20 protein-coding genes, 4 tRNA genes and 1 pseudogene are annotated in these 18,333 nt (G+C 64.8%); 12 read left to right on the top strand and 13 right to left on the bottom strand.

Features of this window, described 5'->3' with window-relative positions; all coding sequences use genetic code 11:
- Positions 1 to 82 precede the first annotated feature (82 nt).
- Genes H7K34_RS12235 through H7K34_RS12220 form a run of 4 tightly spaced genes read right to left on the bottom strand, consistent with a single transcriptional unit; the run spans position 83 to position 4,073 of the window.
- Complete coding sequence (locus H7K34_RS12235; protein WP_264062178.1) at positions 83 to 1,117, bottom strand: CaiB/BaiF CoA transferase family protein; 1,035 nt, start codon at positions 1,115 to 1,117, stop codon at positions 83 to 85.
- The gene (locus H7K34_RS12230) at positions 1,114 to 2,070 is read right to left on the bottom strand and encodes an LLM class F420-dependent oxidoreductase (protein WP_264062177.1); all 957 of its coding nucleotides are present in this window, start codon (positions 2,068 to 2,070) and stop codon (positions 1,114 to 1,116) included. Before H7K34_RS12230 ends, H7K34_RS12235 begins: the two co-directional genes overlap by 4 nt.
- Positions 2,055 to 2,495: a cobalamin-dependent protein gene (locus tag H7K34_RS12225; RefSeq protein WP_108925719.1), complete on the bottom strand. Its 441-nt coding sequence runs from the start codon at positions 2,493 to 2,495 to the stop codon at positions 2,055 to 2,057. The genes H7K34_RS12230 and H7K34_RS12225 overlap by 16 nt, the downstream gene beginning before the upstream one ends.
- Positions 2,496 to 4,073 carry a methylmalonyl-CoA mutase family protein gene (locus tag H7K34_RS12220; protein ID WP_264062176.1) on the bottom strand — a complete coding sequence of 526 codons (1,578 nt, stop codon included), beginning with the start codon at positions 4,071 to 4,073 and terminating at the stop codon, positions 2,496 to 2,498.
- A gap of 92 nt (positions 4,074 to 4,165) precedes the next feature.
- Here H7K34_RS12220 and H7K34_RS12215 point away from each other — a divergent pair, with 92 nt between their 5' ends.
- Entirely contained in the window at positions 4,166 to 4,990 is an 825-nt protein-coding gene (locus H7K34_RS12215; RefSeq protein ID WP_264062175.1) for an SDR family oxidoreductase, read from the top strand.
- Positions 4,991 to 4,999: 9 nt separating this feature from the next.
- Here the strand turns inward: H7K34_RS12215 and H7K34_RS12210 are convergent, their stop codons facing one another.
- The 3 genes from H7K34_RS12210 to H7K34_RS12200 are packed head-to-tail and all read right to left on the bottom strand — an operon-like array spanning position 5,000 to position 7,954.
- Positions 5,000 to 5,803, bottom strand: coding sequence for a methyltransferase domain-containing protein (locus tag H7K34_RS12210; RefSeq protein WP_264062174.1), 804 nt, complete (start codon positions 5,801 to 5,803; stop codon positions 5,000 to 5,002).
- 60 nt (positions 5,804 to 5,863) lie between these two features.
- Positions 5,864 to 6,553, bottom strand: a complete 690-nt coding sequence (locus H7K34_RS12205; RefSeq protein ID WP_372510767.1) for a M15 family metallopeptidase — start codon at positions 6,551 to 6,553, stop codon at positions 5,864 to 5,866.
- Between the two features lie 36 nt (positions 6,554 to 6,589).
- Positions 6,590 to 7,954 carry an FAD-binding oxidoreductase gene (locus H7K34_RS12200; RefSeq protein ID WP_264062172.1) on the bottom strand — a complete coding sequence of 455 codons (1,365 nt, stop codon included), beginning with the start codon at positions 7,952 to 7,954 and terminating at the stop codon, positions 6,590 to 6,592.
- A 124-nt stretch (positions 7,955 to 8,078) separates the two neighbouring features.
- Between H7K34_RS12200 and H7K34_RS12195 the strand changes: the two genes are divergently transcribed.
- From H7K34_RS12195 to H7K34_RS12175, 5 genes are all read left to right on the top strand, one after another.
- Positions 8,079 to 8,723: a TetR/AcrR family transcriptional regulator gene (locus H7K34_RS12195; protein ID WP_264062171.1), complete on the top strand. Its 645-nt coding sequence runs from the start codon at positions 8,079 to 8,081 to the stop codon at positions 8,721 to 8,723.
- 114 nt (positions 8,724 to 8,837) lie between these two features.
- Entirely contained in the window at positions 8,838 to 9,977 is a 1,140-nt protein-coding gene (locus H7K34_RS12190; RefSeq protein ID WP_372510745.1) for an LLM class flavin-dependent oxidoreductase, read from the top strand.
- An 18-nt stretch (positions 9,978 to 9,995) separates the two neighbouring features.
- Positions 9,996 to 10,427: a tautomerase family protein gene (locus tag H7K34_RS12185; protein ID WP_264062170.1), complete on the top strand. Its 432-nt coding sequence runs from the start codon at positions 9,996 to 9,998 to the stop codon at positions 10,425 to 10,427.
- Between the two features lie 195 nt (positions 10,428 to 10,622).
- Entirely contained in the window at positions 10,623 to 11,120 is a 498-nt protein-coding gene (locus H7K34_RS12180; protein WP_264062169.1) for a hypothetical protein, read from the top strand.
- A gap of 67 nt (positions 11,121 to 11,187) precedes the next feature.
- Positions 11,188 to 11,643, top strand: a complete 456-nt coding sequence (locus tag H7K34_RS12175) for a PPOX class F420-dependent oxidoreductase (protein WP_264062168.1) — start codon at positions 11,188 to 11,190, stop codon at positions 11,641 to 11,643.
- Positions 11,644 to 11,658: 15 nt separating this feature from the next.
- Here the strand turns inward: H7K34_RS12175 and H7K34_RS12170 are convergent.
- From H7K34_RS12170 to H7K34_RS12160, 3 genes are all read right to left on the bottom strand, one after another.
- Positions 11,659 to 11,735 (bottom strand) — tRNA-Phe (locus H7K34_RS12170).
- Between the two features lie 26 nt (positions 11,736 to 11,761).
- Positions 11,762 to 11,838 (bottom strand) — tRNA-Asp (locus H7K34_RS12165).
- Between the two features lie 39 nt (positions 11,839 to 11,877).
- Positions 11,878 to 11,950, bottom strand: a tRNA-Glu gene (locus H7K34_RS12160).
- A 111-nt stretch (positions 11,951 to 12,061) separates the two neighbouring features.
- On the opposite strand from H7K34_RS12160, the gene H7K34_RS12155 reads away from it, so the two are divergent.
- Positions 12,062 to 12,134: transfer RNA gene (locus H7K34_RS12155), tRNA-Lys, on the top strand.
- Positions 12,135 to 12,170: 36 nt separating this feature from the next.
- Here H7K34_RS12155 and H7K34_RS12150 read toward each other — a convergent pair.
- The gene (locus H7K34_RS12150; protein ID WP_264062167.1) at positions 12,171 to 12,767 is read right to left on the bottom strand and encodes a cadmium resistance transporter; all 597 of its coding nucleotides are present in this window, start codon (positions 12,765 to 12,767) and stop codon (positions 12,171 to 12,173) included.
- Positions 12,768 to 12,822: 55 nt separating this feature from the next.
- Here H7K34_RS12150 and H7K34_RS12145 point away from each other — a divergent pair, with 55 nt between their 5' ends.
- Positions 12,823 to 13,023 (top strand): hypothetical protein, encoded by a 201-nt coding sequence (locus H7K34_RS12145; protein WP_264062166.1) that lies wholly within the window; start codon positions 12,823 to 12,825, stop codon positions 13,021 to 13,023.
- 53 nt (positions 13,024 to 13,076) lie between these two features.
- Positions 13,077 to 13,886 carry a TIGR04255 family protein gene (locus tag H7K34_RS12140; protein WP_372510744.1) on the top strand — a complete coding sequence of 270 codons (810 nt, stop codon included), beginning with the start codon at positions 13,077 to 13,079 and terminating at the stop codon, positions 13,884 to 13,886.
- Positions 13,887 to 13,895: 9 nt separating this feature from the next.
- On the opposite strand, the gene H7K34_RS12135 is transcribed toward H7K34_RS12140, so the two are convergent.
- A complete protein-coding gene (locus tag H7K34_RS12135; RefSeq protein WP_264062164.1) occupies positions 13,896 to 14,795 on the bottom strand; it encodes a class I SAM-dependent methyltransferase in 900 nt (299 codons plus the stop codon).
- A 61-nt stretch (positions 14,796 to 14,856) separates the two neighbouring features.
- Between H7K34_RS12135 and H7K34_RS12130 the strand changes: the two are divergent.
- Positions 14,857 to 15,417, top strand: a pseudogene (locus H7K34_RS12130) (nucleoside deaminase).
- Positions 15,418 to 15,426: 9 nt separating this feature from the next.
- Here H7K34_RS12130 and H7K34_RS12125 read toward each other — a convergent pair.
- Entirely contained in the window at positions 15,427 to 16,491 is a 1,065-nt protein-coding gene (locus H7K34_RS12125; RefSeq protein WP_264062163.1) for an oxygenase MpaB family protein, read from the bottom strand.
- A gap of 68 nt (positions 16,492 to 16,559) precedes the next feature.
- On the opposite strand from H7K34_RS12125, the gene H7K34_RS12120 reads away from it, so the two are divergent.
- Positions 16,560 to 17,171, top strand: a complete 612-nt coding sequence (locus tag H7K34_RS12120) for a TetR/AcrR family transcriptional regulator (protein WP_108920511.1) — start codon at positions 16,560 to 16,562, stop codon at positions 17,169 to 17,171.
- Between the two features lie 137 nt (positions 17,172 to 17,308).
- A complete protein-coding gene (locus H7K34_RS12115) occupies positions 17,309 to 18,331 on the top strand; it encodes an acyl-ACP desaturase (RefSeq protein ID WP_264062161.1) in 1,023 nt (340 codons plus the stop codon).
- Positions 18,332 to 18,333: the final 2 nt, after the last annotated feature.

Genomic DNA, 18,333 nt, shown 5'->3' with positions numbered 1-18,333 from the left:
GGCCGCCTGACGCCGAACGTGACGGTGCAGTCACGTTGGCGGCCGAATGTGACTGCACCGTCACACTCGGCGGCAATGGGGGCTAGGCGTGCGGCAGATCCGGGGGCGGTCGGTACTCGGGCTGATATCCGGAGACGTGGATCGGAGAGCCGACTAGGCGGAAATCGCCGGCCGTGACAATCACTTCCGGCGTTGCTTTGAGGGCCTCGGGCAACGTCCGCACCGCCGCGGCGGGCACGCCCAGGGGGCACAGCCGTCGTTCCCAGCTCGCCGCGGTGTCGGTCGCCAGCATCGCGGTGACGACGGCGAGCACCTCGTCGCGGCGGGCCACCCGCTCGGCCATGGTGTCGAAGCCGCCGATACCCGCTTCGGTGGCGAAGGATTTCCAGAATCCATCGTGGGTGATGAACAGCGCCAGATATCCATCGGAGGTCGGAAAAAGCTGGGCTGGAACGTAATACGAGTGTGCACCGTTCGGTCTGCGCTGTGGCTCGACGCCGCTGTTCAGGTAGGCCGACGCGTGATAGTTCAGCTGCGAGAGCATGACGTCGCGCAGCGACACATCGACTTGCCCGCCGGTTCCCGAAACGACCTTGGCTAAAAGTCCCAGTGCCGCGGTCATTCCGGTGGAGTTGTCGGCTGACGAGTAGCCCGGCAGCGTCGGCGGGCCGTCCGGATCGCCGGTCAGAGCGGCGATACCGTAGCCGGCCTGAACCACATAGTCGAACGCCGGGTCGTCGCCGCCGTGCAGGCCGAAGCCGGTGATTGCGACGCAGACGATCCGTTCGTTGTGCCGCCGCAACTGGTCGTAGGTGAGCCCCAGACGACGGATGGCCGACGGTTTCAGGTTCACCAGCAACGCATGGTTTTCCGATACCAGCTCGCCCAGGCGCTGCTGTCCCGCATCGGAATTCAGGTCTAGGCAGATGCTGGACTTGTTTCGGTTGAGGCTGGCGAAATAAGGGGGCCCGACACCGCGCGAGATCTCGCCTCCGCGGGGTTCGATCTTGGTGACCTCGGCACCAAGATCGGCGAGCAGCATCGTGGCATAAGGTCCGGCCAGCATAGTGCCGACCTCAAGGATCCGTATTCCCGCGAGCGGCCCCAGGGAAGTCACCGCAGTTCCGTTGCGAGCGCTGCGATCATCTCACGCGTCCGGCGCTTGGAGGCGATCAGTTCATCCCGGTTTTCCCCGATGGGCAGCAGGCGCACCGACAGGTCGGTCACGCCGGCGTCGGCGAAAGAGCGGAATCGCGACAGAATCTGTTCCGAGTCGCCGGCCGCACACAGATCGCCGACGTCGCGCGCATCCCCACGGTCGAGCAAGCGCTGGTAGTTGGGCGACACCTCGGCCTCACCCAAGATACGGTTGGCCCGCTCCTTGGCTGCATCGACTTGTGCAGGCGCACAAAGGCATACCGGTATACCCGCGACGATCCGCGGCGCAGGCCGACCGGCATCCGCGGCGGCCTTGGTGATCTTCGGCGCGATATGATCGCCGATCGCGCGCTCGTCAGCCATCCACAACACCGTGCCGTCGGCGAGTTCACCGGCAATCTGCAGCATCATCGGTCCCAGCGCCGCGATCAGCACCGGCATCGGGGTATCGGCGCCGATCGCCATCGGGTTATGCACCGTGAACGAATCGTTCTCGACGTCAACCGACCCCGGACCGGCAATCGCGCTGTTGAGCACCTTCAGGTAGTCACGGGTGTAAGCGGCAGGCTTCTCGTATGGCAAGCCGAGCATGTCCCGGATGATCCAATGGTGTGACGGCCCAACGCCCAGCGCCAACCGCCCGGCGGCCACCGCATGCGCCGAGAGTGCTTGGCGGGCAAGGGCGATCGGATGCTGAGCCTGCAACGGCACCACCGCGGTCCCCAGCTCGATGCGCGAGCTGTGCGCGGCCATCAACGACACCATGGTCAGGCAGTCGAAGTCGTTGGGCACCTGCGGCATCCACGCGGTGTCCAGGCCCGCAGCTTCGGCCCATTTGATATCGGAGGCCAGTTTGTCCACCTTGCGGGCCATATCGCCACGCTCGGCGCCGATCATCACTCCGACGCGCATGGTTCCTCCGTGGCGGGTTGCATCGGTTCAACTTCCTCCGTGCCGGTGAGTGCGCGGATTTCGCGCACCAGGTTGTCCAGCGGTGTCCCGGTGGGGAATACCGCAGCGGCACCGGCGGAGAGCAGTTTGGACACGTCGGCGTGCGGGATGGTTCCACCGACGACGACGGCGATGTCCGCGGCGTCGGCGGCGCGCAACGCTTCGACGGTCCGGGCGGTGAGCGCCAGATGCGCGCCAGACAGGATGCTCAGGCCGACGACGGCGACGTCTTCCTGGACCGCGATGGAGGCGATGTCCTCGATGCGCTGCCGGATGCCGGTGTAGATGACCTCGAATCCGGCGTCGCGCAACGTGCGTGCGACGATCTTGGCGCCGCGGTCGTGTCCGTCGAGGCCGGGTTTGGCCACCAGAACTCGCACCGCCATTTAGAACACCACCGGTTGCTGGAATTCGCCCCACACTGCTTTGAGTGCGGAGGCCATTTCCCCTACCGTGCAGTAGGCGTTGGCGCAGTCGATCAGCTTGTGCATCAGGTTGTCGTCTCCCTCGGCAGAGCGCGACAGTGCCGCAAGGCAGGATTGCACTGCAGCCGAATCTCTTTCGGCCTTTACCTTGGACAATCGCTTGAGCTGCAGGTCGCGTCCCTCGGCGTCGAGCTCGTAGCTGACGACGTCGTGTGCCGGCTCCTCGGTCACGAACCGGTTGACCCCGACGACCGGTCGGCTGCCGGCTTCGACGTCCTGATGCATCTTGAAGGCTTCGTCGGCGATCAAACCCTGCAAGTAGCCGTCCTCGATGGCATGGACCATTCCGCCGTGCCGGTCGAGGTCGGACATGATCTCGATGATGCGAGCCTCGGTGGCGTCGGTGAGCGCCTCGACGAAATACGATCCGCCCAGCGGGTCGGCGACGCTGCCCACGCCGGTTTCGTGCGCCAGGATCTGCTGGGTGCGCAGCGCCAGCGTGGTGGTTTCCTCGGTGGGCAGGGCGAACGGCTCGTCCCAGGCCGCGGTGAACATCGACTGGACACCGCCCAGCACCGCGGCCATCGCCTCGTAGGCCACCCGGACGATGTTGTTATGGGCCTGCGGCGCGTACAGCGATGCGCCGCCACAGACACAGCCAAAGCGAAACATTGCCGCCTTGGCCGTCGTCGCCCCGTAGCGCTCCTGCACGATGGTCGCCCAACGCCGGCGCCCCGCACGGTATTTGGCGATCTCCTCGAAGAAGTCTCCGTGCGTGTAGAAGAAGAAGGAGATCTGCGGTGCGAATTGGTCGATCGTCATGCGGCCGCGCTCCACCACGGTGTCGCAATAGGTCACCCCGTCGGCCAGGGTGAACGCCATCTCCTGTACCGCGTTGGCTCCTGCATCGCGGAAATGCGCACCGGCCACCGAAATAGCGTTGAACTTCGGCACTTCGGCCGCGCAGAACTCGATGGTGTCGGCGATCAATCGCAGCGACGGCTCCGGCGGCCAGATCCAGGTGCCGCGCGAGGCGTACTCCTTGAGGATGTCGTTCTGGATGGTTCCGGTGAGCTTCGCCCGCGGTATGCCTTTCTTCTCGGCGGCGGCGACGTAGAACGCCAGCAGGATCGCCGCCGTTCCGTTGATCGTCATGCTGGTGCTGAGCTTGTCCAGCGGAATGCCGTCGAACAAGATCTCGAAGTCGGCCAGGGTGTCGACCGCGACACCGACCCGGCCGACCTCCTCGCCGAACTCCGGATCGTCGGAGTCGTACCCGCACTGGGTGGGCAGGTCGAGCGCGACTGACAGCCCTGTTCCACCCTGGTCGAGCAGGTACCGGTAGCGGCGGTTGGATTCCTCGGCGGTGCCGAAGCCGGAGTACTGCCGGAACGTCCACAGCTTGCCGCGATAGCCGGATGCGAAGTTGCCCCGCGTGAAGGGGAACTCCCCGGGCGCCGGAGGCTCCGCGCTCCTATCTGCCGGCCCGTATACGGGCTGCAGCGGGATACCGGAGGGAGTGTGGGCCGTATTATCCATCGATGAATAACGTACTTGCAAAAAAAGAGAATGCCAATACCACGTGGTTGACCAGGCTAAACATGTGACTGGTCTGGACAAAGGAGACTCCAATGGCCGTCAACAAGCTCGCCGACCGCACGGTCGTGATCTCCGGCGGCAGCCGGGGCATCGGACTCGCGATCGGACTCGGCGCCGCCCGCCACGGCGCCAACGTGGTGCTGCTGGCCAAGACCGACACCCCGCATCCCCGACTGCCCGGAACGGTGCACACCGCGGCCGCCGAGGTCGAAGCCGCCGGCGGCAAGGCGCTGGCGGTCGTCGGCGACGTGCGCCGCGAAGAGGACATGCAGCGGGTGGTCGACGCCGCGATGCAGCGGTTCGGCCGGATCGACGTCTGCGTCAACAACGCCAGCGCGATCGCGGTGGAACCGACGGCCGTGCTGGCGGCCAAGAAGTACGACCTGATGCAGGAGGTCAACCTGCGCGGCACGTTCCTGCTGACCAAGGCGTGTGTGCCGCACTTAAAGAAATCGGCCAACCCGCACGTGCTCACCATCTCGCCGCCGGTGAATATGAACCCGCGCTGGCTGGGCGCCCACCCGGCCTACACGCTGTCCAAGTATGGGATGACGCTGCTGTCGCTGGGCTGGGCCGCAGAATTCGCCGACGACGGGATCGGCGTGAATTGCCTATGGCCACAGACCTATATCGCTACGGCCGCGGTAGCGAACATGGCCGACGGTGACCGGTTGGCCGAGTCGTCGCGCAACCCCGAGATCATGGCCGACGCCGCCGTCGAAATCATCTCTCGGCCCGCCCGGGAAGCCACCGGTGAATGCCACATCGACGCCGACGTTCTGCAGTCGGCCGGGGCCACGGATCTGTCCCGGTACGGCGGCGGAGATCAGCCGATTCCGGACCTGTTCTTGGACTGAAGCGTCAAATCATGTGCGGCAGATGATTTCGCCGTGCGGAATCGCTAGCCAACCGTCTTTCGCAGCGGCCCACTGCCCCCATGCCTGCGAGATCTCCTCGAGCTGCACGGTGGTGGCCAGGCCAAACCGCAGAATGTCGCGGGCGATCCCGGAATGCAGGATTCGGTCGGCCCACATGCCTCCCCACCATTCACGGGTCTCGGGCGTGGCATAACACCAGAGGCTTCCGGTGGGTGTGACGTCGTCGAACCCCGCTTCCAGCGCCCACGACAGCAGCCGCCGGCCGGCGTCCGGTTCGCCGCCATTGGAGCGCGCGGCCTGTTGGTAGATGTCACGCCAAAAGTCCAGTGCCGCAACGTGTGGATGCCAGACGAAGCCCGCGTAATCGGCGTCGCGAGCCGCCACGATTCCGCCGGGCTTACACACTCGGCGCATTTCCCGCAGCGCCTGCACCGGATTCGCGACGTGCTGCAGCACCTGGTGTGCGTGCACGACGTCGAAGGTGTCGTCGGGAAACTCGAGCCGCTCCACATCGGCGGTCACGAATGAGACGTTGGACAGATTGTGCTGCTGAGCCTCTTCGCGTGCCACGTCGAGCACATCGGCGAACTGATCGATGGCCGTGACCGATCCGGGCGCGACCCTGGCGGCTCGGTCCACGGTGATCGTCCCGGGACCACACCCCACGTCGAGCAGCGTGCACCCCGGCTTCAGATACGGCAGTAGATAGCCCGCGGAGTCCGCAGCGGTGCGCCGCTGATGACTGCGCAGCACCGACTCGTGATGTCCATGCGTGTACTTGACGTCGCTCATGACGCAGAGCCTACTTGCGTCTGGCCACAATATGAAACTAGTGTCTCACTATATGAGATATTAGTTGACCGGGACGTTGAGAATCGGACGGTCGACACCGGCCCCGGGGCCGTCGAAATGCCACCACTCACCGGAATACGGGGACAATCCGCCGTACTTCATCGCGTCGCGCAACCGAGCCCGGTTCGCCTGCGCATCGGCACTGACACCTTGCGTTGCGAATGCCGTTGCGCGCGGGGAGAAATCGTCGAAGTCGGTACCCATGTCGGCTAGGCAGAGCCCGCCCGCGTGACTTTCCGGCGGGCACTGCGGGGGCACGCTGGTGAACGTGACATCGACCGACCGCCCCGACTCGTGGCTGTGTGCAAACGATCCGGGCCGTGCCACCCAGGCCGGATTGGGGACGACGTTGAACATCCTGACCTGAATATCGTGCGGCCGGTAGCAATCCCAGAACACCAATAGGTGCCCCTGCGCGCGCAGCGCCGACGCGGCATTCGCGAGGCCTTGGGACATGGATTGGTGCACCAGGCACCGGGCGTCGGAGGGATACAGCTGCGTGCCGGTGAAGTTGTTGGTCGTCGCGTAACGCAGGTCGACGATCGCGTCGGGAACGACGGTGCGGATGTCGACGAATCCGGCCGCGCGCGCCGCGTCGCTGACGGGCGGCACGTCGGGACTGGCCGGCGCGACGGCCACTTCGGACAGCGCGACGAAAGCAGCCAGCAGCAGCGGGAGAACCAGGCACATGCGACGCATCCAGCCATTGTCGCGGCTAACCGCCGGTTAGCCCGGTAAGGCAATGGCCGAAAACACGCCCTCGGGGTCGAACTGCTCCTTTGCGGCGCACAATCGCGCGGCGTTGCTGCCGTAGGCATGTGCTATCTGTTCGCGCTCGCCCGGCCCCAGCATGTTCGGATAGCCCCCGGGCAGGGCGTGCGGAGCCAGATCCGCGTCGAGGCGACCTGCCCAGCCGATGTGTGCGGCGGCGTCATCGCCGGGCTCCCAGGCCGCCACGATCTCGATCATGCGGTGCGGTACGCGCAGGCCGAACGCCGTGCTCGCGAGGGGCACCCGAGTGGCGGCGCCGTGAAAGTGATGCACTACAACGCCTGAGTACCTTGATGTTTGACGTTGACCCGCGTCGATCAGCGCCGCGATGACTTCCGGCGTGAAGTGGCTGACGTTTCGGGTCCGTGCTGCGTAGTGGCGCCCGTCGGTGACAAACGAGTCGAACTGCCGCAGCCTTGCCAGGTAGCTGGTCGGTGCGACGCTTGTCGCCAGCGGTGTACCCAGCGATCGCAGCGGCGCGATGGCGCGCTCGCCGTCGGGCCGCTCGCCGCACCAGACCGGCGACAAGAAGACCGTCGGACCCCCGTCGGGGCCGGGCAGGATGCCGGTCTGCACGGTGAGCGCGTCCGGCGCCTCGGCGAGGATATCGTCCAACCGCGCCCACACCCCGGCGGCGGCAGACCACGGATACACGATGAGGCCCGCCAGAAGTTCGGGAACTGGATGCAGCCGCAGGCTTACCGACGTGACTACGCCGAAATTGCCACCGCCGCCGCGCAGGGCCCAGTACAGCTCGGGCTCCTCCGACGGCGTGGCCGTGACCGCGCGGCCGTCGGCGAGCACCACCTCGGCGCCGAGCAGGTTGTCAAGCGCCAGGCCGTAACGGCCCAGCAGCGGCCCGTAACCACCGCCCAGGGTCAATCCGGCCATGCCGACTCCGCCGACGGTGCCCGCCGCGGCGGTCAATCCATCAGGCGCCGCCGCGCTGATCACGTCGCCGGCGGTGGCGCCGCCCTGCAAGGTCGCGACCCGGCTTTGCGAGTCCACGATGACGTGCGCCATCGCGGACAGGTCGATGACCAGCCCGCCGTGGCGCAGCGCCCGGCCTGCCCAGTCGTGTCCGCCACCGCGGACCGACAACGGCAGATTGTGCTGCCGCGCCGCAAGGACTGCGATTTGCACCTCGGCGCGGGTGCGCGGACGCACTATCAATGCGGGCACGTGATCGATGGCGCCGTTCCAGATCCGGCAGCTCTGGTCGTAGGCGGGACCGGTTAGCAGGCGATCGCCGGGGAGCCGGCGATTGAGTTCGTCGGCGACGGCCGCTGCAGCCGCAGTCGTCGAAGGGCATGTCGACATGGGGCTTCCTTTCCTCGCCCAACCGCAGGTTGGAGCACTACTTCAAATATTAGAGTGTGACTCTAATTAGCCAGGTTAGTGCTAGTCTCACTGGAGTGCAACTCCAACGAAGGGGCCACTGAACGTGACGGATCGCAAGGCCACAGCGACGTCGAGCCGGGTCGTCAGCCGACGAGCGGAGTACGCCGAAGCGACCCGCCAAGCAGCCGTCGACGCCGCCCGTCGCCTGTTTCGCGACAAGGGTTACTTCGCCACCACTGTCAACGAAATCGCGGCCGAGGCAAGGGTTTCCCCGGCCACCGTGTATGCCGTCAACGGCGGCAAGCAGGGGCTCCTGCGCACGCTGATCGACGTGTGGTCGGCCGCGCCGGTGGTCGCGGTGGCGGCCGAACACATCGCGGGCCTCGACGACCCCGCGGAGATTCTGCGCTACCTCACCGCGCTGACCAGGCAGATGCGGCAGGACTATGGCGACATCATGCGTGTCGTCATCGCCGCCGCCCCGCACGACAGCACCGCTGCCGAGGGGCTCGCCCTGGGCACGCGCCGTTACCGGGAAGGCAATGGGATCGCCGCCCGGCGCATCGCCGAATTGGGCGGCCTGCGCGACGGCATGGACGCCGCGGCGGCGCTCGACATTATGTGGTTCTACCTCGGCTATGCCGGGTTTTTCACCCTCGTCGACGACAACGGATGGAGCTATGCCAAAGCCGAAGAATGGCTTTGCCACACCGTCAGCCAGGCGGTGCTGAAGCCCCACGACGACTGAGACAACGCCGCCACCGGGCGACGCGGCAGCCATTGATGAACCGCCGCCGATCACTTATCGTCCTGGATCGCCGATCGGCTAGCCTGTGGTCGACGGCTCGGAGGAGCTGTGGCGATGGCGAAGTTCGGCGTGGGTGTCATGCACAACACGATCAATTCGCGTTTCGGCCCAAAGCCTTTGATCCATGCCGATTACCTGACCGGACTAGCATGCGGAGCCGACTCGTTCTGGGTCGCCGACCATCTGAATTCGGTGCTGCCGCCGTCGATGTGGAAGCCCAAGCACGTCGGCGCCGCTCGCGTCATCCCGAAGATGGACGCGCACCTGGAGCCCTGGACGATGCTCGGCTACCTCGCCGGGCGCAACAAGGCCCGGATGCGACTCGGCGTCGCCGTCACCGACACCGGCCGCCGCAACCCCGCCGTCACCGCGCAGGCCGTGGCGTCGTTGCACCTGTTGACCAAGGGCCGGGCGGTGCTGGGCATCGGAACAGGCGAGCGCGAAAGCAACGCACCCTACGGCGTCGACTGGTCGAAACCAGTGGCACGCTTCGAGGAAGCGGTGGCCACCATCCGAGCGCTCTGGGACTCCGGCGGTGAATTGGTCACCCGCGACTCGCCGTTCTTCCCTTTGCACAACGCGACTTTCGCGCTTCCGCCGTACCAGGGCAAGTGGCCCGAGATCTGGATTGCCGCCCACGGGCCTCGCATGATGCGCGCCACCGGCAGATACGCCGACGGCTGGTTTCCCGGTACCACGCGCGCGACCGAATACGGTGAGCAACTCGAGATCGTGCGCGCCGCGGCGTCGGATGCCGGGCGCGACCCACAGGCCATCACCCCAGCCCTCATTCGGTTCATCGTGACCGGACGGTCCCGCGACGAAATCGATGAGGTCGTCGATTCCGATATCGCCAAGGTGTTCACCCTCAACTCCCCCGCCAAAGACTGGGAACGCCACGGCGCGCAGCATCCGCTGGGGGCAGACTTCACCGGAGTCCAAGACCTGATTCCACAGTTGATCGACGAGCAGACCGCGCTGTCCTACGCGGCGAAGGTGCCGCGGTCGCTGGTCCAGGAATTGTTCGCGGTGGGCACACCCGATGAGGTCATCGAACAGATCGCGGAGTTCCGCGACCATGGGCTGCGCTACCTCGTGGTGGGCAATGCCGGTGCGATTCAACCGAGTATGCGCAAAAGCGCGTCCACGACCACGCCGTACGTCAAGGTCGTGCGAGGCCTGCGGAAGCTCTGAGCAAGGAGGCGGTTGGCAATGCCGATGATCGACCTGACGTTCGTGCGTGACTCCGTCGACGAGCCTGCGCTGCGCCGGCTCACCGACGAGTTGGTCACCGCGCTGCTACGCGCCGAACGTGCCCCTGACACACCGTTTCTGCGCGACAACACCTTGGTGTACCTGCATCCGATGGAGCCCGCCCAGCTCTCGGTCGGTGGCCGCGGCACCGGCGAGCCCCGGTTCCGAGTCGACCTGACCGTATTCGCGGGCGCACTCGACAAGGACCATAAGGAACAACTCACCGCCGATGTGCACACCGCGGTGTGTGTCGCGGCCGAAATCGAGCCGAAGGGTCCGCGGGCATTTCACGTCTGGACGCTGATTCACGAAATCCCCGAAGGCAATTGGGGTGGCGGCGGCAAAGTCATCTACTACCAACAAGTGAAAGGCCTTGCCGCCGAGGACTAATGCCCGAGTGAACGGTTGACCTGGGCAATGATTTGATTATCAGTAAAAGCTCGCACCCACGCCGTGTGTGAGCTGGATTGCATCCTGCCGGACATGTGATTTGCCTAACTGTCGGCTCAATTATAGGCGTCGACGTTCACTACCTTTGGTACGTTCGCGGCCTTAGCTTTCGCCTAAACAATGGGTCAGGAAAAAATGCAAAGAATCATCGCGCTGTTGTTCGTTGGCGCCAATATGCTTGCGACGGCGACATTCTGGGGCGCAACGGGCGTCGCCACGGCAGATGCCAGTTCCGCGGGCTCAGTCGTCCCGCTGACTCCAAAGTTTCGAGCCTGCGACTTCACCTGGTCGGAAAATGTGCCGACCATGGGTAAGGGCAGCGGCCAGGCCGTCATTAGCAAGGCGGCATCCAACAGGGTGGTCGCGCAGGTGCAATTAATCGCGGCCGAACCGCAAGCCCACTACAACGTCAGGCTGATTCAGTCGCCCCGAAATTCCGCGGGCTGCGGGGCCGGAGATATCGGGGTCACCGCCGGCGGTATCGATACCGACGGCACCGGTGCGGGCACGATGACGCTCGAAGGCGCAATCTCTGCGAATTCCACCGGCGTCTGGGTTTTCGTTGACCGTCCGTCGGCGCACTCGCAAACACCGATTGATTTCTACACATCAGAAATCATCACGCCGATCTAGTTGTGCCAGAAGGCATTGCGCTACAACGCCTAATCGATCCACTGCGCGGATCGCTACCATGGATTTCATGGCTCCCAAAGCGGCGACCGCGGACACGGTCAGTCTTTCCCAACTTCTCGAGTTCATCCGGCCGCGACACAAGATGCTGCTGACCACTTTTCGTTCGGACGGTTCGCTGCACAGTTCGCCGGTGACCGGAGGCGTGGACGAGCAGGGCCGCCTAGTGATCGCGACCTATCCCCAACGCGCCAAATGCGGGAATCTGCGCCGCAACCCGTCGGCGAGCGTGCTGGTTCTCTCCGATGAGTTCAACGGAGCCTACGTGCAAGTCGATGGGGAGGCCGAGGTAATCGACCTGCCCGACGCGGTGGAACTGCTGGTCGACTACTACCGGGTGATCGCCGGCGAGCACCCCGACTGGGCGGAATACCGCCGGGCCATGGTGGACCAAGGCAAGTGTTTGATTCGCGTGACGCCGCGCCGCTGGGGGCCGGTTGCCACCGGCGGTTTCCCGCCGAAGTAGGCGCGCAATTCAGCGTGGTGGCCAGGGGCGGGATCGAACCGCCGACCTTCCGCTTTTCAGGCGGACGCTCGTACCGACTGAGCTACCTGGCCGGAAGGCAATATGTGCCTCGCCGTTTTGGCGACCCTGACGGGACTCGAACCCGCGACCTCCGCCGTGACAGGGCGGCGCGCTAACCAACTGCGCCACAGGGCCTTGCTCTACTGCTCGCTCCGACGTTGCCGCCGCTGCGCGTACCCCCAACGGGATTCGAACCCGTGCTACCGCCGTGAAAGGGCGGCGTCCTAGGCCACTAGACGATGGGGGCCAAAGTCCAACTACCGTTGGGAGCCACGCCAGCTTAGGTCACCGCGGGCCTAATCCTCAAACGAGCGCCGTTCGAGCCGCGTTTGGAGCCCAAGTATCCTGAACGTTCGCCGCCCCTATAGCTCAGTTGGTAGAGCTACGGACTTTTAATCCGCAGGTCCTAGGTTCGAGTCCTAGTGGGGGCACAGACCGGGGGGCACAGACCAGACGTGTGGGGTGTGTCAGAGGCCGAAGGCCCCACCCTCAATCAGGATCGTTGATCCGATCCCGATCAGAACGACGGGCAGGATGATGTGGCTCCACCGCGCCAGCAGCGCGGCGACGGCCTGTCTTGTCGCGAAGAACCACCCGGCGACACACCACAGGCCAACCCCGAGCAGGAACACCCCCATATAGGTAGCCGCTCCAAGCACATCAGCTAGCGCAAACACCGGCACGTACAGACTGATGTTGTCGCCACCGTTGGCGAAGGTCACCGCCGCTACCTGCATGCCGCCCGCACCACGCGCGGATCCCTCAGCCGCGGGATCGTCCTGCGCGCGCTCGCGCCACAATCTCCGTGCAGCTCGCAGACCCAACAGCAGCGGAACGAGGCCAAGGTAAGGAATTGCCGACGCGGGCAGCAGATTCGCACCGAAGGCGCCAATCACCGATACCGCCAGGATTGCCGCGAAGCCTAGGTACTGGCCAACGATGACGCGCGCAACTCCCGATCGGGTCCTCGACGCCGGGCCGAAGAAGACCGCCAGCACCACCAAGTCGTCGATATTGGTTACGGCGAATATTGCCGCCGCTTTGCCGACCGTTGCCCAATCCACTGGTGCGAGCTCTCCTCAAGATCCGTGTCTGGCGTGCCCGCCGTGCAGTGGACGCATGGCCGCGCGCGGTGTCGCCGAGATCGAAGGCAGTCAGGAGATCGCCGCCGCCCTAGTCTGCCGCACTGCACGGCGATGGGTCAGCGTGGTCGCCGCCGAGGCTAGTCTGCTGGCCGAATTCACCGCACCAGGGCTCGTTTGGCGCCAAGGGCTCGGCAGGTGCCAGGGACGCTGGGGGCATCTGCGCAGGGCGGCCTAGGTCCGAGATCGCGGGCGGATGCCACTAGGACGGCCTGCCGGGCGACGTTGGCTATGCTTCGCCACGTGAGTGTCGATCCGGCCTGGCAAAACGCGCCCGCAGCCCTGGTAACGATGGAGATCCGTCACCCCGCAACGGACTCCCTCACCGAGGAGTCGAGCCGAGAGCTCAAACACCTCCTCAGCGACGACCTGCCCATCGAACGCCAAGCCCAGGACGTGGCCTGGGGAGTGGGCCCGGGGGGCAGCCCGGCTCCGGCGGGGGGTGAGCAGTTCGCCCGCTACGTCAACCGCGACGGCACGCAGGCCGCCTCGATCAAAAGCCAAGCCATCGTCATCGAGACCACCGCCCCCTACAGCTTCGAGGAGTTGTCCGACATCACGATGCGCGTCGTCGACGCGCGCTCACAGGTGTCGTCGATCGTCGGGGTGGAGCGCATCGGTCTGCGCTACCTCCTGGAGATCCGCGTTCCGTTGGATGCCGACGGTCGCGTCGACTGGGCTGAATGGATCGCGGAGTCCCTGCTTGGGCCCCAGCGCATCGCACCCGGCGGGTTGGCCCTGACCGAATGGCAGGGTGCCGCCGTCTACCGCGAAGAGCAACCGGGCAACTCGATGATCGTGCGCTACGGGCCGGGCATCGGCCAAGCGCTAGACCCCAACTACTACCTGCGCCGGACCCTGCCGGCGCAGCCGGGGCCGTATTTCCAGTTGGACATCGACAGCTTTTGGACCCCGGTCGCATCGATCCCCGAATACGACCGGGACACGGTTCGTGCGACTTTTCACAATCTCTACGAACCCGCTAGCGCAGTGTTCCAGGAAATACTCACCAACCGCCTCAGGGACAGCCTGCTCGGCTAAGGCCGACTGCTATCGCGCGAGCACCGCGCTGCTGTAGGTCACATCGGCGAAGGCCTGCGCGACCTCGTCGTCGGGGTAGTGAAATCCATTGGCCGCGTGCAGCTCCTTGACCGTGTGCGATGACACTTCCCAGCCACGCTGCTTGATGTGGTCGACGAGGTGGCTGCGGTGGCCGTGGTAGACCAGGTCGTTGAAGTCAACTTCGAAGCCGAGTTCGCTCATCCGGTCGTGGTGTGCACGCCATCGGGGGTCGGCGAAAATCGCTGTGTCGGGCACGAATTCGAAGGCCAGCTGGCTGCCGGGAGCGCTGAGCTCGGTGATGTTGTCGAACAACGCGTCCTGAGCGTCGTCCGGGAGGTACACCAGCAGGCCCTCCGCACTCCACACCGAAGGCGCCTTCGGGTCGAATCCCGCGGCCACCAGCGCGGTGGCCCAGTCGTCGCGCAGATCGATCGCGACGGTGCGCCGCTCGGCGGTCGGGTCCGCGTCGAGATCGGCCAGGGTCAAGGTCTTGAACTCGATCACGTCGGGCATGTCGACCTCGTAAACGACGGTGCCCGCCGGCCACGGCAAGCGGTAGGCACGTGCATCCAGACCCGAGGCGAGAATCACCGCCTGCGTGACGCCGCTGCGGGCGGCGGACAGGAAGAACTGGTCGTAGAACCTGGTGCGACACGCCATCCCCTCGGCCATCCGGCGGGGGTCGAATTCGGTATCCCCACCGACGGGAATCTCGCCATTGACCAACCGGACGTACACATCTATTCCGACCGCCCGCACCAACGGCGCCGCATACGGGTCGTCGATCAGCTTCTCGTCGTTGGACAACGCCCGCTGAGCGGCGATCATGGTTGCCGTCGCCCCGACGCTCGTCGCGAGATCCCAGCGATCGCTATCGGCGCGCGCCATGGTCCTCCACTACTCCGAATTCCAAACAAACATAGATAAGCTAGTTAATACCACAGCACCGATGCCCGAAACTGCCGGGACTACCCTCCGAATTATCAGCTGCTCACGCGCCGGAGGACCCGTGACCGATTTTGCCCAACGGACCATCGACCTGGCCCGCCGAAACGTCGCCGAAGGTGGCCGCCCGTTCGCGACGGTGATCGTCAAAGACGGCGAAGTGCTCGCCGAGAGCGCCAACAAAGTCGCCCAGACCAACGATCCGACCGCCCACGCCGAGATCCTGGCGATCCGAGAGGCGTGCATGAAGCTGGGCACCGAGCACCTCATCGACGCCACCATTTACGTGATGGCCCATCCGTGTCCGATGTGCTTGGGCTCGCTCTACTACTGCTCACCCAAGGAAGTCGTCTTCTTGATCGAGCGCGAATCCTATGAGCAGTACTACCTCGATGACCGCAAATACTTTGAGGTCTCAACGTTTTACGATGAGTTCTCGAAGAGCTGGAACCAGTGAAGGCTGCCCATGCGATACCAGCCCCAAGACGCCGCGGTGGACGTCTACCGGTTGTGGAATGAGCACAACGGCGGCGAACGCAAATCGACGGTCGTCCCGGCGGACTGAGGTCGCGTCCTAGGAAACCTTGGGGCAGTAATGCATTGGGTTGTCGCGCTCGTCGGCCGGCGGCAGGTTGCGCGCAGGTGTGTGCACGAGCGGCGCGTCGACCGGGATCCGTCCGGACGCCCGATCCAAACCGGCCCTGCCCCGCGGGTGCTTGCGGAATCGTGCTGGCACACAAGCGAAGACGAGACGAACGAAGTCACCCAACCGCCGGTGCAACCATTCGTCGCGGCGCGACCACTGGTAGCCCATCAGTTGCCGCACTGGTGGATCGTAGAGACCGACGGTGAACCAGACGAAGAGCGGTGCCACGATTTTTCGTTGCGCCGCCCACAACCCATCCGGAAGCCATTGGGCGAAAGGAGGTTTGGGGAGCTCAGTCAGATCGAGGACGGCGCGGGCGGCCCAATTGTCCTCCAACACGTTGCTGCACATGTGATCCCAGTAGGTCTGAAATTCCTCCCAGGATGCCGGCACCGGGCGCATGCTCATGCCGTACATCCGGTACCAGTCGACGTGCTCGTCGAACAGCTGACGTTTCTGCGCCTCGGTCAGCCCGCCGCAAAACCGTTCGGCCACATGGATTGTGCCGACAAAGAATGTGGCGTGCGCCCAGTAAAAGACGTCGGGGTTCAACGCGTGATAGCGGCGGCCCTGTTCGTCAACACCCTTGATGTCGACGTGATAGTCGCGCACCTCGGCGCCAGTGACCGGCGCGCGGTCTTGGTCGAAGACGACTCCGCCGATCGGATACAGCGATCGCAGCAGTCGGGGCCAGCGTTCCCGGAAGAACGTCGAGTGGTCGATAACTGCCGCGCCCAGTTGCGGGTGCATATTCTGCATCGAGCCCGCCCACGGACCCTGCAACATGCCACGCCAATCGCCGAAGTACCGCCACGTCAGGGAATCCGGGCCGAGCGGGACCGGCGGCGCCTCATATCCCGACGGGGACACCGGACACCCGCTGGCGGCGCCGTCTGGCCCATCGAGAGAAATTGCCACCTCGCCGACAGTGGTCGCGTCGCTACCAGCTTCGGCGCTGGTCAGTGGGCAGGCTTCGGACGTATGTTTGGTCACTGTTGGGTTTCCTGTAGCTAGCAGAAATTCTGACTACGTACGTTATCAATCCAAAGCTTAGGAGCGATGTGCAGTCCGGTCAACGACGGGGCCGTTGGTCAGGCGTCCCCCTGGAAAGTCGTCACGCCCTTCGCCGCGACAACCTCATCGCCGCTGGCGTGCAGTTATTGGGCAGTGAGCGCGGACCCGCGCTCACCGTGCGTGCCGTCTGCCGCAAGGCTGCGCTCACCGAACGGTATTTCTACGAGAGCTTTTCCGACCGTGACGAATTCGTGCGTGCGGTGTACGACGACGTCTGCGCGCGGGCTATGACGGCGCTCACATCGTCGGACACCCCTCGCGAAGCGGTCGAGCAGTTCGTCGAGCTGATGGTCGACGACCCGGTACGCGGGCGCGTGCTGCTGCTGGCTCCAGCCGTCGAGCCGATCCTTACGCAGTCGGGCGCGGAGTGGATGCCCAGCTTCATCGATCTGCTGCAGAAAAAGCTGTCCAACATCGGCGATCCGGTACTGCAGAAGATGATTGCCACCAGCCTGGTCGGCGGCTTGACGAGCCTGTTCACCGCGTATTTGAACAGACAGCTCGGGGCTACCCGCAAGCAATTCATCGATTACTGCGTCAACATGCTTTTCAACACGGCCGCGCCGTATGTACCGCCCCCGGAAGGGGTATCCGAGTAGCAATCGGTCGCCCGGCCGTCACCACCCAGCATCACGACGCCAAGTTGTGATCCGGCGCGCCCGAGTGGGAACTTGATGCTACTGACCGACACAGATATATTGACTGCAACCATTAGACACAGATAACTGGGGGCGTCATGTCAGCCGAAATGACCGACCTGCAGCTTTTGCATGAGCTTGAGCCGGTCGTCGAGAAGTACCTGAACCGACACCTGACCATGCACAAGCCCTGGAACCCGCACGACTACATCCCATGGTCGGACGGGAAGAACTTCTACGCGCTCGGCGGGCAGGACTGGGACCCCGAGCAGAGCAAGCTCTCCGACCTCGCCCAGGTGGCGATGGTGCAGAACCTGATAACCGAGGACAATCTGCCGTCCTATCACCGCGAGATCGCGATGAACTTCAGCCTGGACGGTCCCTGGGGCACCTGGGTCAACCGCTGGACCGCCGAAGAGAACCGGCACGGGATCGCGCTGCGCGACTACCTTGTGGTGACCCGCGCCGTCGACCCCGTCGAATTGGAGAAGTTGCGCCTCGAGGTGGTGAACCGGGGCTTCAGTCCGGGCCAGAACCACCAAGTTCGAGCCGATCTGTTCGCCAGTAGCCTCTTCGACTCGGTCATCTATGTCACGTTCCAGGAGCTCGCGACCCGAATCTCGCACCGCAACACGGGTAAAGCCTGCAACGAGACGATCGCCGACCAGCTGCTGGGCAAAATCTCCGCCGACGAAAACCTGCACATGATCTTCTACCGGGACGTCAGCGAGGCCGGGTTCGAGATCCATCCCAATCAGGCGATGAAGTCGCTGCACAAGATCCTGCGCAACTTCCAGATGCCCGGCTATCAGGTGCCCGAGTTCCGGCGCAAGGCCGTGTTCATCGCCGTCGGCGGCGTCTACGACCCCCGCATCCACCTCGAAGAGGTCGTCATGCCGGTACTCAAGAAGTGGCGCATCTTCGAGCGCGAGGACTTCACCGGTGAAGCCGCCGCACTGCGCGACGACCTTGCCCTGCTGATCAAAGAACTCGAAGAGGCCTGCGACAAGTTCGAGGTGTCCAAGCAACGCCAGCTCGACCGGGAAACCCGCACCGGCAAGCGAACCACCGCAAACGAGCTGCACCAGACCGCCGGCAAACTGGTGATGAGCCGCCGGTAGTA

Origin of the sequence: Mycobacterium montefiorense, assembly GCF_025823255.1 — a bacterium.
Classification (GTDB): Bacteria; Actinomycetota; Actinomycetes; order Mycobacteriales; family Mycobacteriaceae; genus Mycobacterium; species Mycobacterium montefiorense.
This window is presented reverse-complemented; position numbering and strand designations above follow the sequence as displayed.